The sequence below is a fragment of the Novipirellula herctigrandis genome (assembly GCA_007859835.1).
Lineage (GTDB): Bacteria > Planctomycetota > Planctomycetia > Pirellulales > Pirellulaceae > Novipirellula_A > Novipirellula_A herctigrandis.
Genome location: SJPJ01000002.1, coordinates 249,084 through 269,121 on the forward strand (window position 1 = coordinate 249,084; position 20,038 = coordinate 269,121).

Consider the following 20,038-nt stretch of genomic DNA (forward strand, 5'->3'; position numbering starts at 1 on the left):
GTGTTCCCGACTGTGGCATGAATCAGAAACCCAGTTTCCGATTGATTTTACTCAGCTGGCGTTACAAATACACAATGGCCACCGCCGGGCGCCATCTTGGCATCAATTGAATCGCCTCGTCTAACGCGTATTTTTCGCACCTGGTATGCTTCGCGATTGGTTTGAAAATGTGCGTCCTCGGCGTCTTCATAAAGCGTTGCAGTGTAGATCTTATCGGGCTGAAGAAAATCGAGCTTCAAGCTTAACGTACGGCCCTGTTCATCGGTGGCCGACGCGATAAACCAATCGTCACCGTCTCGGCGTGCGGTCGTGATAAACTCGCCAATCCGTCCGTGCAAAATCCTTGTTTCGTCCCACGTCATCGGCAGCTTACCCAAAAACTCAAACAGGTCCGCCTTGGCCAGATAGGCTTCGGGACAATCTGGCAGAATAGAAAGCCCGGAAAAACAGATCATCACGCGAGCGGTTTCGGCGACAACGGTCGTGTCGATGTTCACAAAGACTTTTGGACGATCCCGGGCTGGGTTTTCAAGCGTGTACAAACCGTTGCACATGTCCAACGGCCCCGCCAATTGGTTCACAAACATTTGTTCGCAAAATGCACTTGGGGAAAACGCTCGCTTTGCGTCCGATTGGGAATGACAGAACTCTCGCGTCACGTAATTCGGAAACGTGCGAACGTCACCCGATGGCGGAACCGGACCATCATGGAAATCACAAAGCAAATGGTGCTCGGCGCATTTTTGCACGATCGTTCGCGTATCGAGAACCTTTCGCTGGCCATCCCCTTTCATAAAACCATACTTGATACCAGCCGCACCCCATTTTTGGTACAGAGCCAATGTTTCATCAAAAGGATAATTCAATCGGGCGATATCATTGAAATACAAAATGATGCCGACATCTTTTTTCTTGGCATAACGAATCAACTCGGCCACATCGGTTGGGTCTTCCCAGTTCGCTGGTGGTTGTTGGGGAACCAATTTCGGATTCTGCGGGTCGGGTTGAACAAGCAAATACGGGCGACTGGTGCGAGGATCCGATTTTGCATCGAATTCCAATCCGTACCAACCTGCGTCCAACACCAAATAACGCACACCGTACTCGCCAGCAAAATCAATGAACCGGCGCCAACTGGGCATATCCAACCCGTAGGTGAAACCGTCTTCGGTCGTCGCGCCCCAAGCTCGCCAATCCCACATCGCCAACCCCGGAACGATCCAATCGGGGTCTTGGATTTGACATGGTGGGTTCAGGCACTCAAGAACTGGCGAAACAATCAGATCGCCGGGAGTATTTCCAACCAGAAAAACTCGCCAACTTGTCGCATCACCGGCTCGGATTATTGAGTCCTTGAATGTTGCTCGAAACGCATAGTCGCCCGTTTTGCTTGCCGTCAAATCGATCGGAGCAATTTGCGAGATCGCCGCTTCCATCACGGCGGCACTGCGTCCCGAAGAAAACTGAACAGTTAGCGGCAACCGTGCAGCAACGTTTTTGCTCTTGCGAAATTTGCTGAGACTTTGTGGCCCGAGCGGATCATATTCGCCGGCATAGCACCATCCGGTTGCATCTTCGGCAAAACAAAATTCAGTCGAGTCATCCAAGAGTTTGATTTGAGCTGGCCAATTGCCTTCGGCCGGCAAACGATATCGAACCGCGATTGCATCGTTGAAGGCGCGAACTTCAATGACAAGCGTACGGCCATCGTCCCCAGGTTCAGTCAACGTCCAAGTCAATTGGTTAAAGTGGTTCCGATATTGCGAAAATTGCCCCCACTTGGGCCTGACCAATTCGTCCATGCTGCTTTGCTGAGCGGACTTGTGAACGAGCTTTCCGATTGGCTGCGGGCCAACACTTAATCCCAAACGGCCTGCCAAAAGCATAGGCTCTCCGTTCTTCGCAACTTCCCACTGCGGCACACCATCAACAATCTGCAGAGATCCTACAAGACTCTCATCGGGACTAGCAATCTTGACGGTTTCGGCCCATCCCTTCGATGAAAGACAAAGAACTGCTGCGAGGAAAATGGTGGCAAAGAAAGACTTCATTAGTGAGCTTCTATAGGTGAGAGTAAGGCAGGTTTTCATCGATGGTGAAAGGCAAATGTGAGCCGTATTCACTGGGCTCGCTAATTCACTGGGCTCGGAAAGCAAGCAACGTCTCAGTAGGGTCAGTGCAACCGCATGGCAAAATTTCGCTGGAACAATCCCTCAACTTGCGAACTAAGACGATGGACATGACCACATCACCTTAAAACCTTCGTCGGTGAGCCATTGAACAACTTCGTCAACCGATCGTTCATCAGTGACCGGGAATTGCTCGCCCAAGCATGCTTCCTCTTGTTCACTGTAGCCACCGGGTGCGGTCGAGGAACCGGCACTCATTTGAGTGATACAGATTCGTGCTAGTTCGCCACGGAGCTTTGCGGGTTCACGTGTCGACAAAACCAATTCGGCATCAGGAAACGCAAGCCGGCAAATGCAGTACATTCGCACCAACATCTCGTCCGAAATTTTGTATGGGATCGAAAAATTATCAGGAGCCTCGTGAATCCGTGGCAAACTGATTGCGAGTTTCAAATCGGGGAAACGGTCCTTCAAGTAAGCGGCATGACGCAGCATTGCGGTCACATCTTTCACTGGGTCGGCTAACCCCAACAATACTCCTACGCCAACTCGTGAGATCCCCGCTTCGGCGGCTCGTTCGGGGGCTTCCAATCGCCAATGGAACGACGCTTTGGGACCACGAATGTGGACCGTTTCATAAACCGCTTCGTCGTATGTCTCTTGATACAACGTCACGCTCTTTGCCCCCGCCTCGACCATCGCTGCATACGATTGGGTCGACTGAGCCGCGATTTCAATCCCGACCTGCAAACCGTCTTGGTCGAGTCCATTGATGAGTTCGCAAAAATATCCGGTCGACGTACGACTAGGGTAGTCGCCCGCCACGATCAATTGATGTTCGAAACCCCGCCGCTTCAAAATTTGCGACTGCTGGACCACTTGATCCAATTCCAAATGCGTCCGATTGATTTGCATCGGATACCGAAAACCGCAGTACGTGCAATGGTTGACGCATTGGCTTGAAACATACACCGGCGCATAAACAACCATGCGACGTTTTGCCTCACTATTTTCTGCTTCAGACACCGTGAAATGCTCATCCGTGATCCGCTTTGCTTCGGCAGTCAATTGGACGAGCGGATAATCCGAGTCGAACCAAGCGGATAGACTTGCTATCGCAGGCGAATCCAACAAAGTGCCACGAATGGCCTTAAGCGGCTGACGTGGGGAGCGAGCCTTCCCGTCACGCAATTGATTGGCATGAAGGTCCAACTCGTCTACTAAGGCTTGGTCCTGCTTGCTGAGTTTGCCGCGATGTTCGTTTCTCAATTGATAACGCCAACGATCAAGCTGTTCAGCTAACCCGTTTCGATCCGCGGCGGACGCATCGCCGTCGAGCATCGCCTCGACTTTTTCAATCAAATCTAGACGATGTTCGGCATGATGGTCAGTCTTTTTGATCCATTCGATGGAGTGGGTCAAATTGGTAGGCGTCGAGGCGGTCATTGGATCTTTCAAGAAGTTTGAGTCAACATCCGTCTAGCCTAGCGACTGATTCAAAATTTGTCAGCGTCACGACGCATAAACGAAATCGATCGGTGCGTCGATTTCCGGATGAAGACTTTGATGGACAGGGCATTGCCGCGCAGCTGCTTCAATCCTTTCTCGCATTTTGAGGTCGTCCACTCGTCCAGCCGGGACGGTCACAACCGTAGCCAAGCGTCCGATTCGGCGAACCGGGTCAGCGGCCATCTCTTTGGTGACACTAACGGTGGTGTCAGTCAGATCCACTTTGTGTCGTTCCGAAACCAAGCCCATAATCGTCAACAAGCAAGTGCCTAGCGCGGTCGCAACCAAATCGGTGGGCGAAAAGTCGGCCCCCGATCCGCCGTTGTCGACCGGTGCATCGGTCGACAACACACTGCCGCTTGGCCCATGAGTTGCCTGGGCGCGAAGGACTCCGAGATAGACCGCTTGGATGTTGACTGACATGGTATGGATTCGCCAAGAAAATGGTTAAGAAACGTGCTTCATCGAATCAACAACTTAGACCATTTCCAGCGATCGCAGTAGGCCGCAAACGCCTCGCCTGCGTTCCCGCCTAATGGCTTAATTCGGAGGCACTTTGCACTAAATCGACAAACTCGCCACGCAGTCCATGTTTGTCGGGGCCGCGTGATGAAGCGGCCACAGCAACAACATCCGCATAGGACCAATTCCCGCGATACTCACTTCCGCGTAGTAACATGCCGAAACCAGCAACGGCGGCAGCGAATTGGAATTCACGGTCTGCCGATTCAAATGTACCACCATCGTCCATGATCGGCTTTTCCATCAACCGGCTGACCGATTGCCCTGGAATCTTGTAGCGAAGCTTAATCGTCAATGTTTCGCCGCTGGATACGTTGTTGGTCACTTCGCGGGCTTGCTGGTACTTTAACGGATCGACACTCGTAGTCTGCGTTTCCCCTTCGTTTCCGCTTGGAGCAATTTCGTATAAAGCGGTCACCGTATGCCCGGCACCAATTTCGCCCGCATCTTTTTTGTCATCGTTAAAATCTTCGTTTCGCATTAGGCGATTTTCATAGCCGATCAATCGGTACGAAGAAACCAACTGCGGATTGAACTCGATTTGAATTTTGACATCCTTAGCGATGGTCGTCAGCGTTCCCGACAATTGATCCACCAACACCTTCCGTGCTTCGTTTGCGGAATCAATGAACGCGTAGTTTCCGTCCCCTCGCCCGGTAAGTTGTTCAAGCATTGCGTCATTGAAATTACCCATGCCAAATCCGAGCACACTAAGATCAATACCACTCTTGGATTCCTTTTCGATCAACCGCATCAACTCATCCGAACTACGGGTTCCGACATTAAAATCGCCATCGGTGCAAAGCAACACGCGATTCGTCCCACCGGGAATAAAATGATCGCGAGCGGTTTGGTAAGCCAGCCGAATTCCATCGCCGCCGTTCGTTGATCCACCAGCATCGAGACGGTCCAGTGCCATACGAATCGTTGCCGCTTCATTCGCCGGAGTGCTGTCGAGGACCAAACCGGCTGAACCGGCATAAGTGACGACAGCGATCGAATCATTCTCGTTGAGTTGCTCAAGCAGCATTCGCATCCCTTGCTTCAGTAGCGGCAACTTATTGGGCTGGTTCATCGAGCCAGACGTATCAAGGAGCAACACGAGGTTTGTCGCCGGGCGTTTATCTCGATCGATTTCGTAACCCTTAATGGCGACACGAACGAGACGATGGCTTTCGTTCCAAGGGCAATCCGCAATCGCAACATGGGCCGCAAAAGGATCGTCTTGGTCGGACGTGGGAGCTGCGTAGGCGTAAGAGAAATAGTTGATCAATTCTTCGATGCGAACCGCATCAGGTCGTGGCAACTGACGGATCCCGGTGATGTATTGCCGCACTTTGCTATAAGACGCAGTATCGACATCAATCGAAAACGTGCTCAGCGGGTTAGCGGAAACGGACAAAAAGGGGTTTTCGACGATTCGATCGTGACGATCACCCTGCGGATCCATGGCGGAGTTGTCGATCGGTTCGTCGAGAAACGCATCTTGGGAAAGCGGGGCTCGGGTGGAACTCTCAACCGCCATCCTATCGCCGATCGTCATGGGACCACTCTCCTGTCCACAGCCAGATAAGAAGAAGGCAAAGAGTACGAATGTAAAGATTGGGGGTCGCATCGTGATCTCCGGTGTGTGTGAGTGGCAGTCAATCGCTCGGCGATTACCAACTATATAGACGACGCGTCGGCTTGCTGTTTGGATTCCACAATCCAATCATTTTTCTCTTTTTCTATATTTCTCCACGCGTTCACTTACTCCGGGAATCAGCTTCGCAGCATTCTTCCAGTACAGATTTTCAAGCACTTCATCGGGCAGTTTAATGCCCGTGATCGCCCACATCCCTTGCGGTGGCGGCACCTTTTCGCTGTAGGGGAATGACTCGTCTTTGGTTTCAAAAAATCGCCAGTAATACCTCAACCGCTGCTCGGGCCATGGGCCGTCGGTTCCAAACAGGACTCTATCGGAATAACGAACATAGAATTGATGGGACGTGTAGGGTTGTCGACCTAATTCCGAAATTCTCGATGCCGAGTCAACGTACAGATTGGGATAGCGATCGAGCCATTGGCCGACTGTCTTTAAGTCTTCGGAGCTATTTGCCAAGTGAGCCCCAATGAAATTTGTATTCGGATGTCGCGCAATCACTCGATTGCGAGCGGCCAACAGCGATTCACGCGATGGAAAACCATCACCATAGAAGCTCCAATCGGGATGGCGGTTGAGTTCTTCCCAACGTTCATTTGATTCGTCAACCCGTTCAAAGAAAGCAGCGGGGTCCGCAGTATGAATCAGCACGGGAATCCCAAGTTCGCCGCACGCCGACCAAATGGGATCCCAACGCGGGTCATCGATTTCCATCAGCGATCCGTCCGGGTTTCGATATCCGAGTCCAAACCGCTTAAAAATCTTCAAACCGCTGATCCCGCCGACTGCGGCCTCGCGGATCTTGTCCGCCGTTCGCTCCGCAAACCCGTTTTCGTGGCACGCCCAGGTTGACGGATCCTCGTCGGTCCCCGAACCTTTCCAATCAATGTGGGCAAAAACCACGAAACGATCGCGGTAAAGATCCCAAAGATTGTTGCGATGTTCGATCAGTTGGTCGCCAAGTTTCCCGTCGAGCGAGACACAAACGGCAATATTATTTCGATCCATCAAGCCAACAAAATCATTAAGTGCTTTTTTGTTGCCATGTAGCTTGTAGTGAAGATGCGTGTGAACGTCGACGCAAGGGGATTTGGCGTTACCAATCCGATGAGATTCCGTTTTCAATTGGCTCTTGGGGCAAAAATTCCTCAGCAGCAACTCGTGTCCATCCCTACCATCCAAAGTCGCCGGATCAACCAAGGATGGCTCTTGAGCCGAAGCGATCAACGAATTCAGGGTGATAACGACGATCCATCCCATACGCATCGTGGCCGAGGCTGTTTTCTTTCGCGTCAAGGTAGCAGTCACGGCAAGATTCTCCGTTACAATAAAGGTCAATGAACTTCAGTAAATTCTGTGTGTATTGCTTTCAGGACGAACGCCGGTGAGTGAGGACCGAACCGAATACCAAACACTTGGCCACCAATCGGCAAGCAAAAAGTTGTCGATGCAGGCGACGACGCCACCAGCGGACGTTCCCGGGTACCGTCTGAAGCGGTTTCTCGGTGCGGGTGCGTTCGGACAAGTATGGGTCGGGCAAGATTTGAATACCGGCCGAGGCGTTGCGGTCAAATTTTACTTGCATCGTGGCGGTGTCAATTGGTCGTTACTTAGCCGCGAAGTGAAGAACCTAGTCCAGTTGTCCGCCGACCGCTATGTCGTACAGGTTTTGGAAGTCGGTTGGGATGCCGATCCGCCCTATTATGTGATGGAATTGGTTAGTGGCGGATCACTCGAAGAGCGACTCGAACGTGTCGGACACCTTAGTGTCCCCGAGTCGGTTGAAATGTTCAGCAAAATTTTGGTGGGACTGAACCATTGTCACGGCAAAGGTGTTTTACATTGTGACCTTAAACCGGCCAATATCCTGCTCGGTGACGACGACGAACCGCGACTAGCGGATTTCGGTCAAAGCCGCATGTCGCACGACCAAACTCCTGCCTTGGGGACGCTGTTCTATATGGCTCCCGAGCAAGCCGATTTGCAGTCAACGCCCGACGCTTGCTGGGACGTATACGCAGTCGGTGCGATTCTGTATCGACTACTCACCGGCGAGCCACCCTATCGCAGCGATGACGTCATCGACCAAATCGACACAGCTGGTTCCTTGCCCGAGCGATTGACGCATTACCGTGAAGCGATCCAGTCGAGTTTGCCACCAACGAAGCATTCCAAGGTCTCCGGCGTCGACCGGCAATTGAGCCGAATCGTGAATCGATGCTTAGCGGCCGAACCATCGAACCGCTACGAGAATGTGCAACAAATCCTACAAGACCTCGATCGCCGCGAACAATCACATTCGCGCCGACCATTGATGCTACTGGGTATCGTCGGCCCATTACTGATTTTGTTGGCGACCTGTATCTTTGCCGCGCGCAGCATTGACCATGCCAGCAGCAGCACTCAGGCGGCCCTCCGAACCGAAGCATCCGGTACAAATAAGTTAGCAGCAAAGTTTGCAGCCCGTACACTCGAAAGCGAGATCGAACGCTACTTTGATGCGGCTAGGCGAGAGACACAATCGAAAGTATTTCAGCAATTGCTGGTCAACACTTTCGAAGACAAATCGGTCAAGGCCGAGCGATTGACGATTGCATCGCGATCCGCGGACGAACAGGATAAGGTGTCCGCTCGGGAACGGATGCTTGACATCGAAGCTCGACTAAAATTGGATCAATGGCTTAGCGATCGGCTTGGTCGGTATAGCGACAACGGCGAATCGTCGCGACGCCCTCGGTTCGCAACCGTTTTTGTAACCGACACGTTTGGGACGATGATTGGAATCGCCTACGACAAACCGGTGACTCGCGAAAAGAATAGTGCTGGTCGGAACTTTGCCTTTCGAACCTATTTTCATGGTGGTCAAAACGACTTAGACAAATCGATACCGATCGAAGCGATCGTACCTCTGCAGCGAACGCACCTATCGTCCGCTTTCCCCAGTACGGCAACGGGCCTATGGAAAGTGGCGATTAGTACTCCGATCTTCTTCGATGAGAATAAAGATCGGCCAGACGCGATCTTTGTTGCAACGATTAACCTTGGCGATTTCCAGTTGCTGCAAAGTGAACAAGGGTCGAATTTGATCGCGGTTTTGGTCGAAGCACGCGAAGGCGATTTGCGAGGTACCGTGTTGCAACACCCGTTGATGGACATGCGTCGCGATTCAGGCAAAACCCTCGCCGATGAAAAGTACCAAGTGGATAGCAATTTGATCCAAGACATCTTGGAAGGTGGCGATATCGACTACCATGACCCGGTTGCGGATGCCCCCGACGGACAAGACTACGCCGGCGATTGGATCGTCGCCATGCAACCCGTTCAATTGCCCATTTCGGCGAGTGAACAGGATACGGACGAAGACGGCGAAATTGAGACCGACTTATTGGTACTGGTTCAATACCGATTGTCCAAGGTGATGGAACCGGTCGGAGAAATGAAAGCCATGTTGCTCTCCGAAGGGGCTGTCGCAATTACCTCGATCTTGATGGTGATGTTGGCACTATGGTTGTTCGTAAAAAGATCGACCGACACGAAGTCCGATACACCAAGCATCCCACAAGAGGAAACAAGCGGTCCAACCGGACACACCGAGACCATCGAGACTTAAACAATCCCTGGAGTCTGCCTGCACGGTACTGCATGAAGGTGAATCCGTTTGACGGGAATGCAAAGATGATTTCCGCGAGTCAACGGAAACGACTTTGCACAAACGCGGGGCTCAGGCCGCTATCGACCGAATACCAATTTGTCTTCCCAAGAGCGTTTGCAAAGCTAAGAGTGCTGGAAAGCTATCTCAACGGAATCCCGCTCGGAGCGCAATACGTCGTCATGGCCCAACGTCCATTTGGCGGCAAAATGCCGAGCCCTGGATCGTCCAATGAAACCGAACTCAAATGCAAGCATTCGTGATATTCGCCTGGAATCTTTTTTAGCAATTGTCTACGCTCACGTTTTGATGTAGGCAGGAAATTGCAATAAGGAAATCGCAGATGAGCAGAAGTCCACGATGGTTTCGCGGTGTTTTTACCGTTTCGTTGATCACTGGTTTCTTGGTTGGTTTGGCCGTCGAGCCTGCCGCTGCCCAACAGGCGACGGTGGTTTCCAACATCACCAATCGGACTCGCAACGCCGAGCATCCGCTCGATCCCGCTTTGGCGATGGCAAGCAAGAGTCTTGAAAACTTCCAAGCCAACGTGAAAGACTACTCGGCGCTGTTTGTGAAACGTTGCCGCGTGAATGGCGTATTACCCGACCTACAGTACGCGAATGTAAAGATCCGCAATCGGAAACTCTCCGCCGGACGTGTCGCCGTTCCGATGGGCGTTTATCTAAACTTCCTGAAACCAGAGGACGTTACCGGCCGCGAAGTGATTTGGGTCGAAGGGAAAAACGACGGCAACATGATCGCTCACGAATCGGGCATCAAAGGAATGATTAACGTTACGTTGGACCCAAACGGCTATTTAGCAATGCGCGGCCAACGACACCCCATTACTGACATTGGCATTGAAAACTTGTTGGTGAAGTTGATTGAAACGGGCGAGCGTGACCGTCAATATGGTGAGTGCGATGTTCAGTTCTATCGAAACGCGAAGATCAAAGAGACCGAGTGTACGATGCTACAAGTAGTCCACCCCGTCAAAAGACCCTACTTTGATTTCTATTTGGCGAGAGTCTATTTTGACAAGCAAATGAACATGCCCATTCGTTATGAAGCTTGGTCGTGGCCGACGACGCAAGGCGGCGAACCAGTGCTTGAAGAGGAATACACCTACTTGGATTTGAAGGTGAATGTCGGTTTCACCGAAGCCGATTTTGATATCCGAAATCCCGCATACCAATTTCGGTAGAGAACGGGGTGTTTTTTGTTTAGATGGTGACGTTTTTGATCGCATTGCGGAATGACCGCAAAGCGATCCATCATTATTCGGGTATACTGCGTTCTGCGGTTTGCTTGACTTCACCTTCACAGAAAACGAAAACCATGAACGACGAAACAAATCCTGTCTCCTCTTCCCATTCATTTTCGGACGATGCTTCCGTTCGCGACATCGTTCAAGCGCTTAGCAAAATTTGGTGGCTACCGCTTCTCCGCGGCATTTTCTTGGTTTTGCTCGGAATTTACGCTCTCATTCAACCAGGAATGACCGTCGCCGCGCTCGCTCAAGTGATGGGATTCTTTTTGATTCTCGATGGATCAATTGCGTTGGTCGCAGGTGTGATTGGCCAAGTCCCGTCGCGTGGTTGGACCATTCTTCGAGGCGTCGTTGCGATTCTGGTCGGTATCTTTGTCTTTGCTAACCCCGTTATTGTTGCCGGACTAACGGCGATCACGATCATGTACCTGATCGCATTCTCCGCCATTTTCACCGGTATCATGGAAATCATTGCAACCCTTCGTGACCACAAGGAAATCGAAGGCGACGCGGGGTTCATCTTTGGCGGCATTTTGTCGATCGCCTTCGGCGTTCTATTGCTGATGGCGCCATTCATGTTCGGCATGGTGATGGTACGCATCCTGGGCGTTTGTGCCGCTGCGGTTGGCGTCGCGATGATCATGTTGGCGTTTCGACTCAAAGGGATCGAAAAACGGATGGAATCGAAAGTCGTCGACGCACAAAGCCATACGAAAACGAAAGACGAAGCCAACGCTTAAACATGCCTACTTCTCCTCTGACAACAGCCCGTCAAGACGCACTTGCGATATGGAATGCTGCGGTCGACTCCGTTCGCGTCCGTCCTTTGGTGGCTTCACAGTTTGACATCGATCAGGACGGATTCTCCATTTCCGACTATCCGTTCCTTCGTGCTGACATTGACCGAATCATCGTTGTCGGAGGGGGGAAGGCATCGGGCGCAATGGCTAGCGGTCTTGTCGACAAACTTAATGGCCGGATACCAATCACCGGATGGGTCAATGTCCCCGAAGGCACTGCGGAGCTAACCTCCGGAACCACAGGCAAGATCCACATCCATCCATCGCGGCCTGCGTCGGTAAACGAACCAATGCAGGCAGGTGTTGAGGGGACGCAGGCGATTTTGCGCCTGGTGCAATCAGCAACTCCAAGAGACCTATGCATTGCGTTGATTTCAGGCGGTGGCAGTGCGCTATTGCCGGCACCTCGCAGCGGCATTTCACTTGCCGATAAACTGGCTGTCACTCGTTGGCTTAGCTCCCGCGGTGCGGACATTACCGAACTGAACACGGTCCGCAAACATCTTAGTGAAATCAAGGGTGGCGGACTGCTTCATGCTTGTCACGCCGGCGAATTGGTCACTCTCGTGCTGTCCGATGTGCTTGGCGATCCGCTCGACATGATCGCGTCGGGACCAACCGTCGAAGACACGACAACGCAAACCGATGCATTGGCGGTGCTGCATCATTTTGATCCTGATCATCAACTTCCCGATGCGGTTTATCGATTGCTGCAATCGGAACCTCCGCCTCGTCAACCGCCGCAATGCCGCGCGACCACGATCGTGATCGGCAACAATGCGGTCGCGGTAGATGAAGCTGGAATCGTTGCCGAGCGACTCGGTTACAATCACATCATGCATTCGGCCAACGGACCGGAAGCATCCGCCGAAGAGGTTGGCCGCAAGCATGCTGAAATGTTGATCAGCATGCTACGAAGCAACGAGACACACAAAGCAAATTGTTTGATCACCGGTGGCGAGCCAGTGGTTTGTCTGGCGCCCGAATCGATTCGAGGTCTCGGAGGAAGGAACCAACAATTGGTCTTAGCGGCATATCAATTTCTTCGCGGGTCGAACTTGTCGGATGCCGATTGGCAACGGATCGCTGTGCTTTCTGGGGGCACCGATGGGGAAGATGGGCCGACAGACGCCGCAGGAGCATTCCTGGATGCTGCCGTCCACCAAAGCGCAGTCGAACAATCGTTGGATATCGAAGACGCCTTACGCCGTAACGACGCCTACAACTTTTTCAGGCGTTGCGGAGGTCTAATTCAGACAGGCCCAACCGGAACGAACGTATGTGACGTCCGAGTCGGTCTCGTGAAGAATGACACGGCGTTGGACGAAGAAGCGTGTTGACCGGAATCGTTCAACCAAGAATTCTCTTTAAGACTTAGGCCTTGCGCATTAGCGTTGCGATGGCGTTGCCTTCCGACGTGTGATTGACGCAAATCGCATAGTCTTTTTGCAGTGGCTGTGCCGATCGATGTTCGATTGGATCCGACAAATTCATCGACGGAGGAATCACGTTTCGCGATAATGCTAGCGCGGCGACCAGAAGTTCCAACGAGCCGCTCGCAGCACCACAATGCCCCACAGCGTTAATCGGAGCCACCACTGGCACTTCGGGCAACATCGCGGTCAATGCAATTTGTTCTTGTTCGTCGATCACGGGATCGCCCATCGCATGACTGACCACAAAACCAATCTCGGTGGCGGTGATCTTTGCGTCCCTTAAACACGCTTCGATCGCCAACGAGATCGCTTTTGCTGACCCTCGAATACCTGGCACTCCAATTTTGCTCGATCGTTTTTCGAGCAACATGCCCTTGGACGCAACAAAACGAGACGCCGTAGCGACGATTTCAGCCAACGGAACCGCACCTCGTTTCTCGGCCGTTTGTTTCCCTTCGATAACAAACGCAACGGCCGCTTCACCGCCAACCACACCGGTGGATGCCGGGTCATGCGGACGAGACGACTTTGATATTGGATCGGCCACCGAGGCAATCGGCAAATCGTTTCGATAATTTATTCGCGTCGTGTTGATCCGCGTACCGACGCCACCGGTCACTATCCACGCAGCAACGCCACGTTGGATACATGAAATTGCCTCAATCATCGCCGCAGGCCCCGACGAGTCGCCGTGGATGATCGAGTTATTCGGGCCCTGTGCGTTGATCGCAATGCCGACGTGACATGCGGGCATGTTGGGCAAGTATTTGAGCATCCAAAGAGGCATCACTTTCCGCATCGCGGCTCCGCCAAATTGAGATTCGTCGATCTTGCCATCCTTATTGAGACAGCACTGGAAAGCTTCGGCTAATTCCGCAGGCGGACCGAAGAGCATTTCGCTGCCGAAGACGGTCCCGATTTGGTTGGGACCAATCATCCCGTCGTTGGTCGCCGGAAGTACACTCGAAAGCCCCGCATCGTCAACTGCCATCATGGCCGAGGCAAACGCAAATTGAATTTCGCGGCACATCACTTTGAGTGCTTTTCGCGGCTTGACGTACTGTTTGCCGTCAAACCCGATGACCGGTGCACCAATCCAAAGGCCATCTTCACAATCACCCGCAGGTGCGGGCGATATCGGGGGCGTGTGGCCGCCGTCATCACGATCGGCGAGCGAACGGATGGCGGATTTGCCGGTCAATAACGCGTCAAAGAACTCAGAATGGCCCATTCCGATCGGCGACACTACGCCCGCTCCGGTGATAACGATATTTTTTTCCGGCATAATCGGGCTTGGGGGCGGTTAAGAAAACTCGGTTCAGTGTGAGGTGGTCTAGCCTGCATCCCGTGGGGGAAGATTGACAAGTATGATTTCTAGCCGCAGATGTTGCTAGTGGTAACGTTTTTCTTAAAGTGCACGGTCGTAAAGTCGATGCGTTTTGGTTTGAGTCGCGCCCCCGCGTTCGACAGTTCCCTTGGAAAGCCGATTGCTTTCAAGAATCCACGAAAACTCGCCGATCTGGATGCCGTGTTCAATCGCATCGGGCAAAATTCGCGACAACGTGACCAATCCAACGCCCCATTTCTGGTACTTGGGCAACACGTTGGTGCTAATGAGACGCAAACGGTCAATTTTCCGTTTTCCCATCAGCAACCGCAGCCATCCGAAGGGAAACAGGTGACCATCGATTTTGCGGATCACTTGGTTGTAGTCAAGCAATCCAAACCCGGCCCCGATCGGTTTTCCGTCAATCTCGGCGATGCTAGTCAGTTCCGGCACAATCAAGTGTTTCAGCCCCGCACTTTGCTCGTCAATTTCTCCTTCACTCATCGGCACGTAACCCCACGTTTGCTGCAGCGATTGATTATAGATTTCCAAAAAGGTGCGAACGTCTTGATTGAATCGCTTCCGATCGATCATTCGGCATTTCACATTGAACCGCTTGGTCGATTCTTCGACGATGAAAAGCATTTTTGGATCAAGCGACTTCAAGATATCGATATGAGCTTCGTAGCTGTAAACGTCTTGCGTTTTTTCGAACCCGGATGCTAGGAACAATTTTTCGTAATACGGCAGGTGATAAGGAATCATGAAGGTGGGTGGGGAATCGAAACCGTCCACGAGTAACCCGACTTCGTAGTTCAAACTTGGATGCACTGGACCACGGACATCGGTCATCCCTTGTTCACGCAGCCAATCCAATGCGTGATCGAAGGCCATTTGGCTTGCCGCGGCATCATCGTACGATTCAAAGAAGCCCACAAAACCTCGTTTTTCTTGATAGCGTCGATTGTGTGCGTGGTTGACGATGGCCAAAACGCGCGCGACCGGGCGTCCATCGCGGCGAACCAGGAACGCTTGCCGATCGGCGTCATCGTAGAAGGGATGGTATTTAAAACCAACGATTTTCCGTCTCTCGGACCAAATTGGCGGAATCCAATGGGGGTTGTCTCGATAGACATCCCGCTCCAACGCGAGGAACGCTTTTTGATCCCGCCGCGACTCAACCGGAAGACACTGTAACGCACCGTCGTTTTTTTGCTGGTTGTTCATTGTCGCGGTTATCCTAGAATTCTTTCTTTGTCCATCAAAGCGTTGATTAGCACTATTTTAAAATCTCCAAACACTTTTTTGCCGCCCCGACACGCAACCTTATGAGCCAATCGGAAACTCTCGTCCTGCAAAGTCTCGCCAACCCTACGGTGCGTCGTCTAGTGCGATTGCGAGACAATCGTACCCGACGGCGCGAGAAACGTCTGCTTGTGGACGGATGGCGAGAAAGCCAACAAGCGATCCAAGCTGGGCTTGATCTTATCGGGCTTTACACCCCAGAAACATTGGACACCCGCGAAACATCGATCCCCAGTGACCACCAAACTGATGTGGATGATACGGCCTCCGTAGTTTTGGCAACGGCCCAGACAAGCGGAAAGCTGAGACGGGTTTCCAATGCCGTGATGAAAAAAATCGCCTACGGTGATTCCGACCGCGGCGTAGTGGGTGAATTCGCGGAGCCTCAGCGAAGGTTTGAGGATTTGCGTCTCCCCAAAGCTCCAATGCTTTTGGTACTCGACTGCATTGAAAAACCGGGAAACATCGGTGCGGTGTTCCGTTGTGCCGATGCGGCGGGGGTCGACGCAGTGATTTTGTGCGGAAGCGGCAGCGACATCTATAATCCCAATGCCATTCGTAGCAGCTTAGGAACCGTTTTCCGGATCCCCAGTGTGGCTGCGGCGACGGAGTCCGAGGTTGCCAAATTCCTAATTTCACAAGAAATCAAGCCATTTGCGGCTCGCGTCGAATCCTCGTCGGAAATTTGGTCAACCGATTTTTCAGGCTCAATAGCGATCCTGATCGGCAGCGAAGCGAACGGTCTGGGCGATCGTTGGCAATCTTTTGGCGGCGAACCCGTTGCCGGGGTGAGAATCCCGATGTGGGGACGCGTTGACAGCCTCAATGCGTCGGTTTCCGCGGCGATTCTGCTGTACGAAGCGCGCCGACAGCGAAATTCCTAACCTTTTTTGTCACGTTTGCGATCGGGGCACCGCACGGAACAAGTGGCCAAAGTCCGCAAATAATCGCTGAAAATCGTATTTTTGCTTCGATCGTTGCAACCGTACCGATCGGTACACGCGCTCGAAGCGTCAGAATCGTTAATGTCGGGGCAAACCGAATCCGATACTTAGAGCAACCGGATGTCGGTTGCTTTTTTGCATCGACATCTCTTGGTGTGCCGAGGGGGGCCCATCAATTCGATCGCTCGGACGCAAGGATGCGGCATGCGTGACGTAAAAACGACACAAAAAATGAAACAACGGACTCACCGGCGAGCTGCTTTAAGCTTGCTGATATTAGCTGCTGCGACGACCGCCTATGCGGTTGATCCGGTTGCCGATGGAAAAGTGAATCCACCTTCACCATCGGCAAGCATGCGAATGCTGCCACCATTGCCACTTCAACCAATCCAACAAGTCGCAAACAATGTGGTTCAAGTGAATCCATTTTTTAGCGACGCATCGTGTCCAGCAATGGATTCGGCGGTTCAGTTGGCTTCGGGGGATGGTGGACCTTCGGTTCGTCTCAAACCTATCGGTGCGGCAATAGGCCTGCATCCCATTGGCAGCCCAAAGATGTCCGGCACAGGCACTTCGGCGATAACGATCGAAGAGATGCCGCCAGCGGAAATCAGGTCGAATCCGTTAATCCGTTCGGCTCACCACGAGAACGACGAATTGGTCGAAGCGACTGCCGAAGCATGTGAAAACGCGACGACGCAGGCAACGCAAGACGCCAACACGGTGGTCAGCGAAGCCACCGAATTGGCGTTCCGTCCGCCTGCACAACTTGCAAACGAGCCAGCACCACCACCGGTGCAAACAGAGGCTCAGCCCCCGTCTCAAATAGCAGCAACGCCTGAGCCAGCAGCAACGCCTGAGCCAGCAGCAACGCCTGAGCCAACCGGGCTGCCAGAGCCAGTCGTCCTTGCCGATGCCAGACCGCAACCGGCCACCGCACAAGAGACCAAAGAAGAACCCGTTTGCTTCTCGCTGAGCGACGACAGCGAAGCGTTTCCGGTGGCGGATCCATCGCCACAAAGCTCGGAACAGACCGCACTGATGGACCTAATGCATCAAGACGAAGCACCCGAGGAAGCACCCGAGGAAGCACCCGAGGAAGCACCCGAGGAAGCCCCCGAGGAAGCCCCCAAGGAAGTCGGTGTGGGCGGACCAAGTGTGTTAGCATTGGACGCAACAAATGACGCGGTTCAATTGGCACCTGCTAAACCGATCATCGTTCAACAGGAACCAACGATTCGGGAAGCTGCCCCGATTGGCGACCAATCCAAGACAGCGACGCTAAGCAAGAAGCGTTATCGTCCGCCAGTGGACGTTAAAGCTCCGCCAATATCAATGGAAAGGCCTGCGGTAGATCGGACCGCGTCGATTATTCGACCGTCGATCAAAGCAGTAGAGGCTCCGCGTTTGGACAGTCCGAACCGGCAATCGATGGTGATTCGAGGAACCGAATCGGCCCCATCGACCGCGGGTTCACGACAACCCGTTCCGCTTTATATGAACCGTGCTCAAGTACGATCATTGACGATCCACGGCGAACTGCGGCGTGTGAGTGTGCAGGATAAAAATGTTTGCCGAGCGTTCGCTTCGGGTTCCAATCAGATCAAACTGATCGGAGCCGGCAATGGCGTCACACGATTGGTCGTGTGGGCCGACACATCGGGGGACTCACGAACCAAAGTGCGGCACTTTGACATTCATGTCCAAGACGCAGTCGACGCAACGGGTGATTCGATCCGTCACAAGATCGAAATTCTAAACCGCACGATCGCGAAGGCGTTTCCACAAAGCGATGCCCGTGTGGAAACAGTCGGAAACGAGCTTGTTATTCGTGGCGATTGTTCGAGTGAACAGTCGGCGAAGCAGATCGTTCGGATGGTTCGCAAAACTTGCTTGGTTCCCGTTCGTGACGAACTCGGCGTTCGCTAGTTTCATTCCATTTTCAACCTAACAACCCTTTACCAACCTGTCACACCCTGCGGTGTCCTTCGATACATCCGCGGTATCTACGAGGTTCGATCATGAAGATCCGTTCAATTAAAAAACGATTCGGTAGCACAGCCGTTCGCACGCTTGCGGCTTGCGGGCTTCTGGCTGGCAGCTTGGTCGCTTCCAACGCTCACGCCCAATCAGGTTTGGTAAACGCGTTTGAGACGCCTGCAAAGGCAACCAACGTTCAGCAAACCGCCGCGTCAAATTCACGGTCGATCAAACACGGCGACCAAGAATTCGCAGTAATGACGGCCGAAGGCGTTCCAACAGCAGCAAGTGCTGGACGGGTTGCGACGCTGGGAAGCATGCCTACGAGTGAGCTCAACGGTGGGGTGACCCAAACCAGCTGCTTATCGTGCGGAACCTCCTGCGGCGGCTCATGCCCTGGCGGGTCGTATGGTGGCATGTATGGCGGCTCATGCAATACCGGCAGCTGTGGCAACTACGGCGGATATGGATCATCGATGGGCGGTGGATGCGGAATCCCATGCCGACCCTATCGCTTCGCGATGGTGGAAGCCCTGTACATGGAACATCAAGGCGATGCGCCTCAGTTACTAGGCTCGAATTTCCAAAGTGCCGAGTTTGACTTTGAATGGGGATCAAGAATCACCGTCGGCATGGTTCCCGATTGTGTTCACGGGATGGAAACCACGTTTGTTGGCCCATTCAATTGGGACTTGCAATCCTCATCGACCTTCACACCACCATTGGCGTTCGACACGGTTAGTAGCGATCGGCTATTAGGGCCGTTCATGGCACCATTCACCGACGTCGTCGCCGACCGAGCCACTTACGAAGCCGATTACTGGAGCATCGAAGCCAACAAGACACTTGTAGGTTGGGATGTCGCCAAACTGTTGATCGGCGGTCGCTACATCGACTATGACGAACTGTATCGCTACGGATTCTCGAATGACACCGGCGAACAAGCGGTTCTTCAGAGCGAAACCGAAAACTCGCTTTACGGTATGCAGGTTGGTCTCGACATGCTGTTCCCAACATCGTGCCACGGCTACATGGACTTTCGTGGACGAGCGGGCGGCTACTTGAACTTCGCGGAGTCCGACGTACGCGGATTCAACACTGCCGGAGCAACCGTCTTTGCAAATGACGACGACCTCGAACTCGCAGGCGTCTTTGAGTTGGGAGCCGGATACCGTTACGAACTGGGCGAAATGCTAACGCTTCGAGCAGGCGGCGAAATGTGGTACGTCACCGGAATCGCAGACGCACCAACACAATTGTCCAACGTCGTTCGACGAGGATCAGGTCAAAGCATCGCTATCGACGATGACTTTTTCGTGATCGGTGTCAACTTCGGTGCTCAGATGAAGTTCTAGAAAGTAACGACACGGAACATCGCAACAATCAAAGGCTAGGTTGAAAGACCTAGCCTTTTTTCGTATTCCACTCGGTCAACACTGCCCAACCGGGGCCAACACTGCCCAACCGGGGCCAACACTGCCCAACCGGGGCCAACACTGCCCAACTGGGGCCAGCCTCCGGCGGA

The 20,038-nt window shown here is 52.9% G+C and carries 14 protein-coding genes; 7 read left to right on the plus strand and 7 right to left on the minus strand.

What is annotated here, in order from left to right; all coding sequences use genetic code 11:
- Nucleotides 1-47 precede the first annotated feature (47 nt).
- The 5 genes from CA13_RS31735 to CA13_RS31755 all read right to left on the minus strand — a co-directional run bounded on the left by CA13_RS31735 (nt 48) and on the right by CA13_RS31755 (nt 7,068).
- Entirely contained in the window at nt 48-2,051 is a 2,004-nt protein-coding gene (locus CA13_RS31735; RefSeq protein WP_146404138.1) for a glycoside hydrolase family 97 protein, read from the minus strand.
- Nucleotides 2,052-2,225: 174 nt separating this feature from the next.
- On the minus strand, nt 2,226-3,575 hold the full coding sequence (locus CA13_RS31740) for a radical SAM protein (protein WP_146404139.1): 1,350 nt from the start codon (nt 3,573-3,575) through the stop codon (nt 2,226-2,228).
- A gap of 66 nt (nt 3,576-3,641) precedes the next feature.
- Nucleotides 3,642-4,061, minus strand: coding sequence for an OsmC family protein (locus CA13_RS31745; RefSeq protein ID WP_146404140.1), 420 nt, complete (start codon nt 4,059-4,061; stop codon nt 3,642-3,644).
- A gap of 109 nt (nt 4,062-4,170) precedes the next feature.
- Nucleotides 4,171-5,703: a vWA domain-containing protein gene (locus CA13_RS31750; RefSeq protein WP_419195227.1), complete on the minus strand. Its 1,533-nt coding sequence runs from the start codon at nt 5,701-5,703 to the stop codon at nt 4,171-4,173.
- 168 nt (nt 5,704-5,871) lie between these two features.
- The gene (locus CA13_RS31755) at nt 5,872-7,068 is read right to left on the minus strand and encodes an amidohydrolase family protein (RefSeq protein ID WP_146404598.1); all 1,197 of its coding nucleotides are present in this window, start codon (nt 7,066-7,068) and stop codon (nt 5,872-5,874) included.
- Between the two features lie 118 nt (nt 7,069-7,186).
- Between CA13_RS31755 and CA13_RS31760 the strand changes: the two genes are divergently transcribed.
- From CA13_RS31760 to CA13_RS31780, 4 genes are all read left to right on the plus strand, one after another.
- Nucleotides 7,187-9,412: a protein kinase domain-containing protein gene (locus CA13_RS31760; protein ID WP_419195228.1), complete on the plus strand. Its 2,226-nt coding sequence runs from the start codon at nt 7,187-7,189 to the stop codon at nt 9,410-9,412.
- A gap of 382 nt (nt 9,413-9,794) precedes the next feature.
- A complete protein-coding gene (locus tag CA13_RS31770) occupies nt 9,795-10,655 on the plus strand; it encodes a DUF1571 domain-containing protein (protein ID WP_146404143.1) in 861 nt (286 codons plus the stop codon).
- A gap of 134 nt (nt 10,656-10,789) precedes the next feature.
- Nucleotides 10,790-11,461 (plus strand): HdeD family acid-resistance protein, encoded by a 672-nt coding sequence (locus CA13_RS31775; RefSeq protein ID WP_146404144.1) that lies wholly within the window; start codon nt 10,790-10,792, stop codon nt 11,459-11,461.
- 2 nt (nt 11,462-11,463) lie between these two features.
- Nucleotides 11,464-12,861, plus strand: coding sequence for a glycerate kinase type-2 family protein (locus CA13_RS31780; RefSeq protein WP_419195229.1), 1,398 nt, complete (start codon nt 11,464-11,466; stop codon nt 12,859-12,861).
- A gap of 34 nt (nt 12,862-12,895) precedes the next feature.
- Here CA13_RS31780 and CA13_RS31785 read toward each other — a convergent pair whose 3' ends face one another.
- The gene (locus CA13_RS31785) at nt 12,896-14,242 is read right to left on the minus strand and encodes a beta-ketoacyl synthase N-terminal-like domain-containing protein (RefSeq protein ID WP_146404145.1); all 1,347 of its coding nucleotides are present in this window, start codon (nt 14,240-14,242) and stop codon (nt 12,896-12,898) included.
- 123 nt (nt 14,243-14,365) lie between these two features.
- Nucleotides 14,366-15,511: an N-acetyltransferase gene (locus CA13_RS31790; protein WP_146404146.1), complete on the minus strand. Its 1,146-nt coding sequence runs from the start codon at nt 15,509-15,511 to the stop codon at nt 14,366-14,368.
- 101 nt (nt 15,512-15,612) lie between these two features.
- On the opposite strand from CA13_RS31790, the gene CA13_RS31795 reads away from it, so the two are divergent.
- From CA13_RS31795 to CA13_RS31805, 3 genes are all read left to right on the plus strand, one after another.
- Entirely contained in the window at nt 15,613-16,473 is an 861-nt protein-coding gene (locus tag CA13_RS31795; RefSeq protein WP_146404147.1) for a TrmH family RNA methyltransferase, read from the plus strand.
- A 264-nt stretch (nt 16,474-16,737) separates the two neighbouring features.
- Nucleotides 16,738-18,462, plus strand: coding sequence for a pilus assembly protein N-terminal domain-containing protein (locus tag CA13_RS31800; protein WP_146404148.1), 1,725 nt, complete (start codon nt 16,738-16,740; stop codon nt 18,460-18,462).
- 92 nt (nt 18,463-18,554) lie between these two features.
- A complete protein-coding gene (locus CA13_RS31805) occupies nt 18,555-19,868 on the plus strand; it encodes a hypothetical protein (RefSeq protein ID WP_146404149.1) in 1,314 nt (437 codons plus the stop codon).
- The last annotated feature ends 170 nt before the right edge of the window (nt 19,869-20,038 follow it).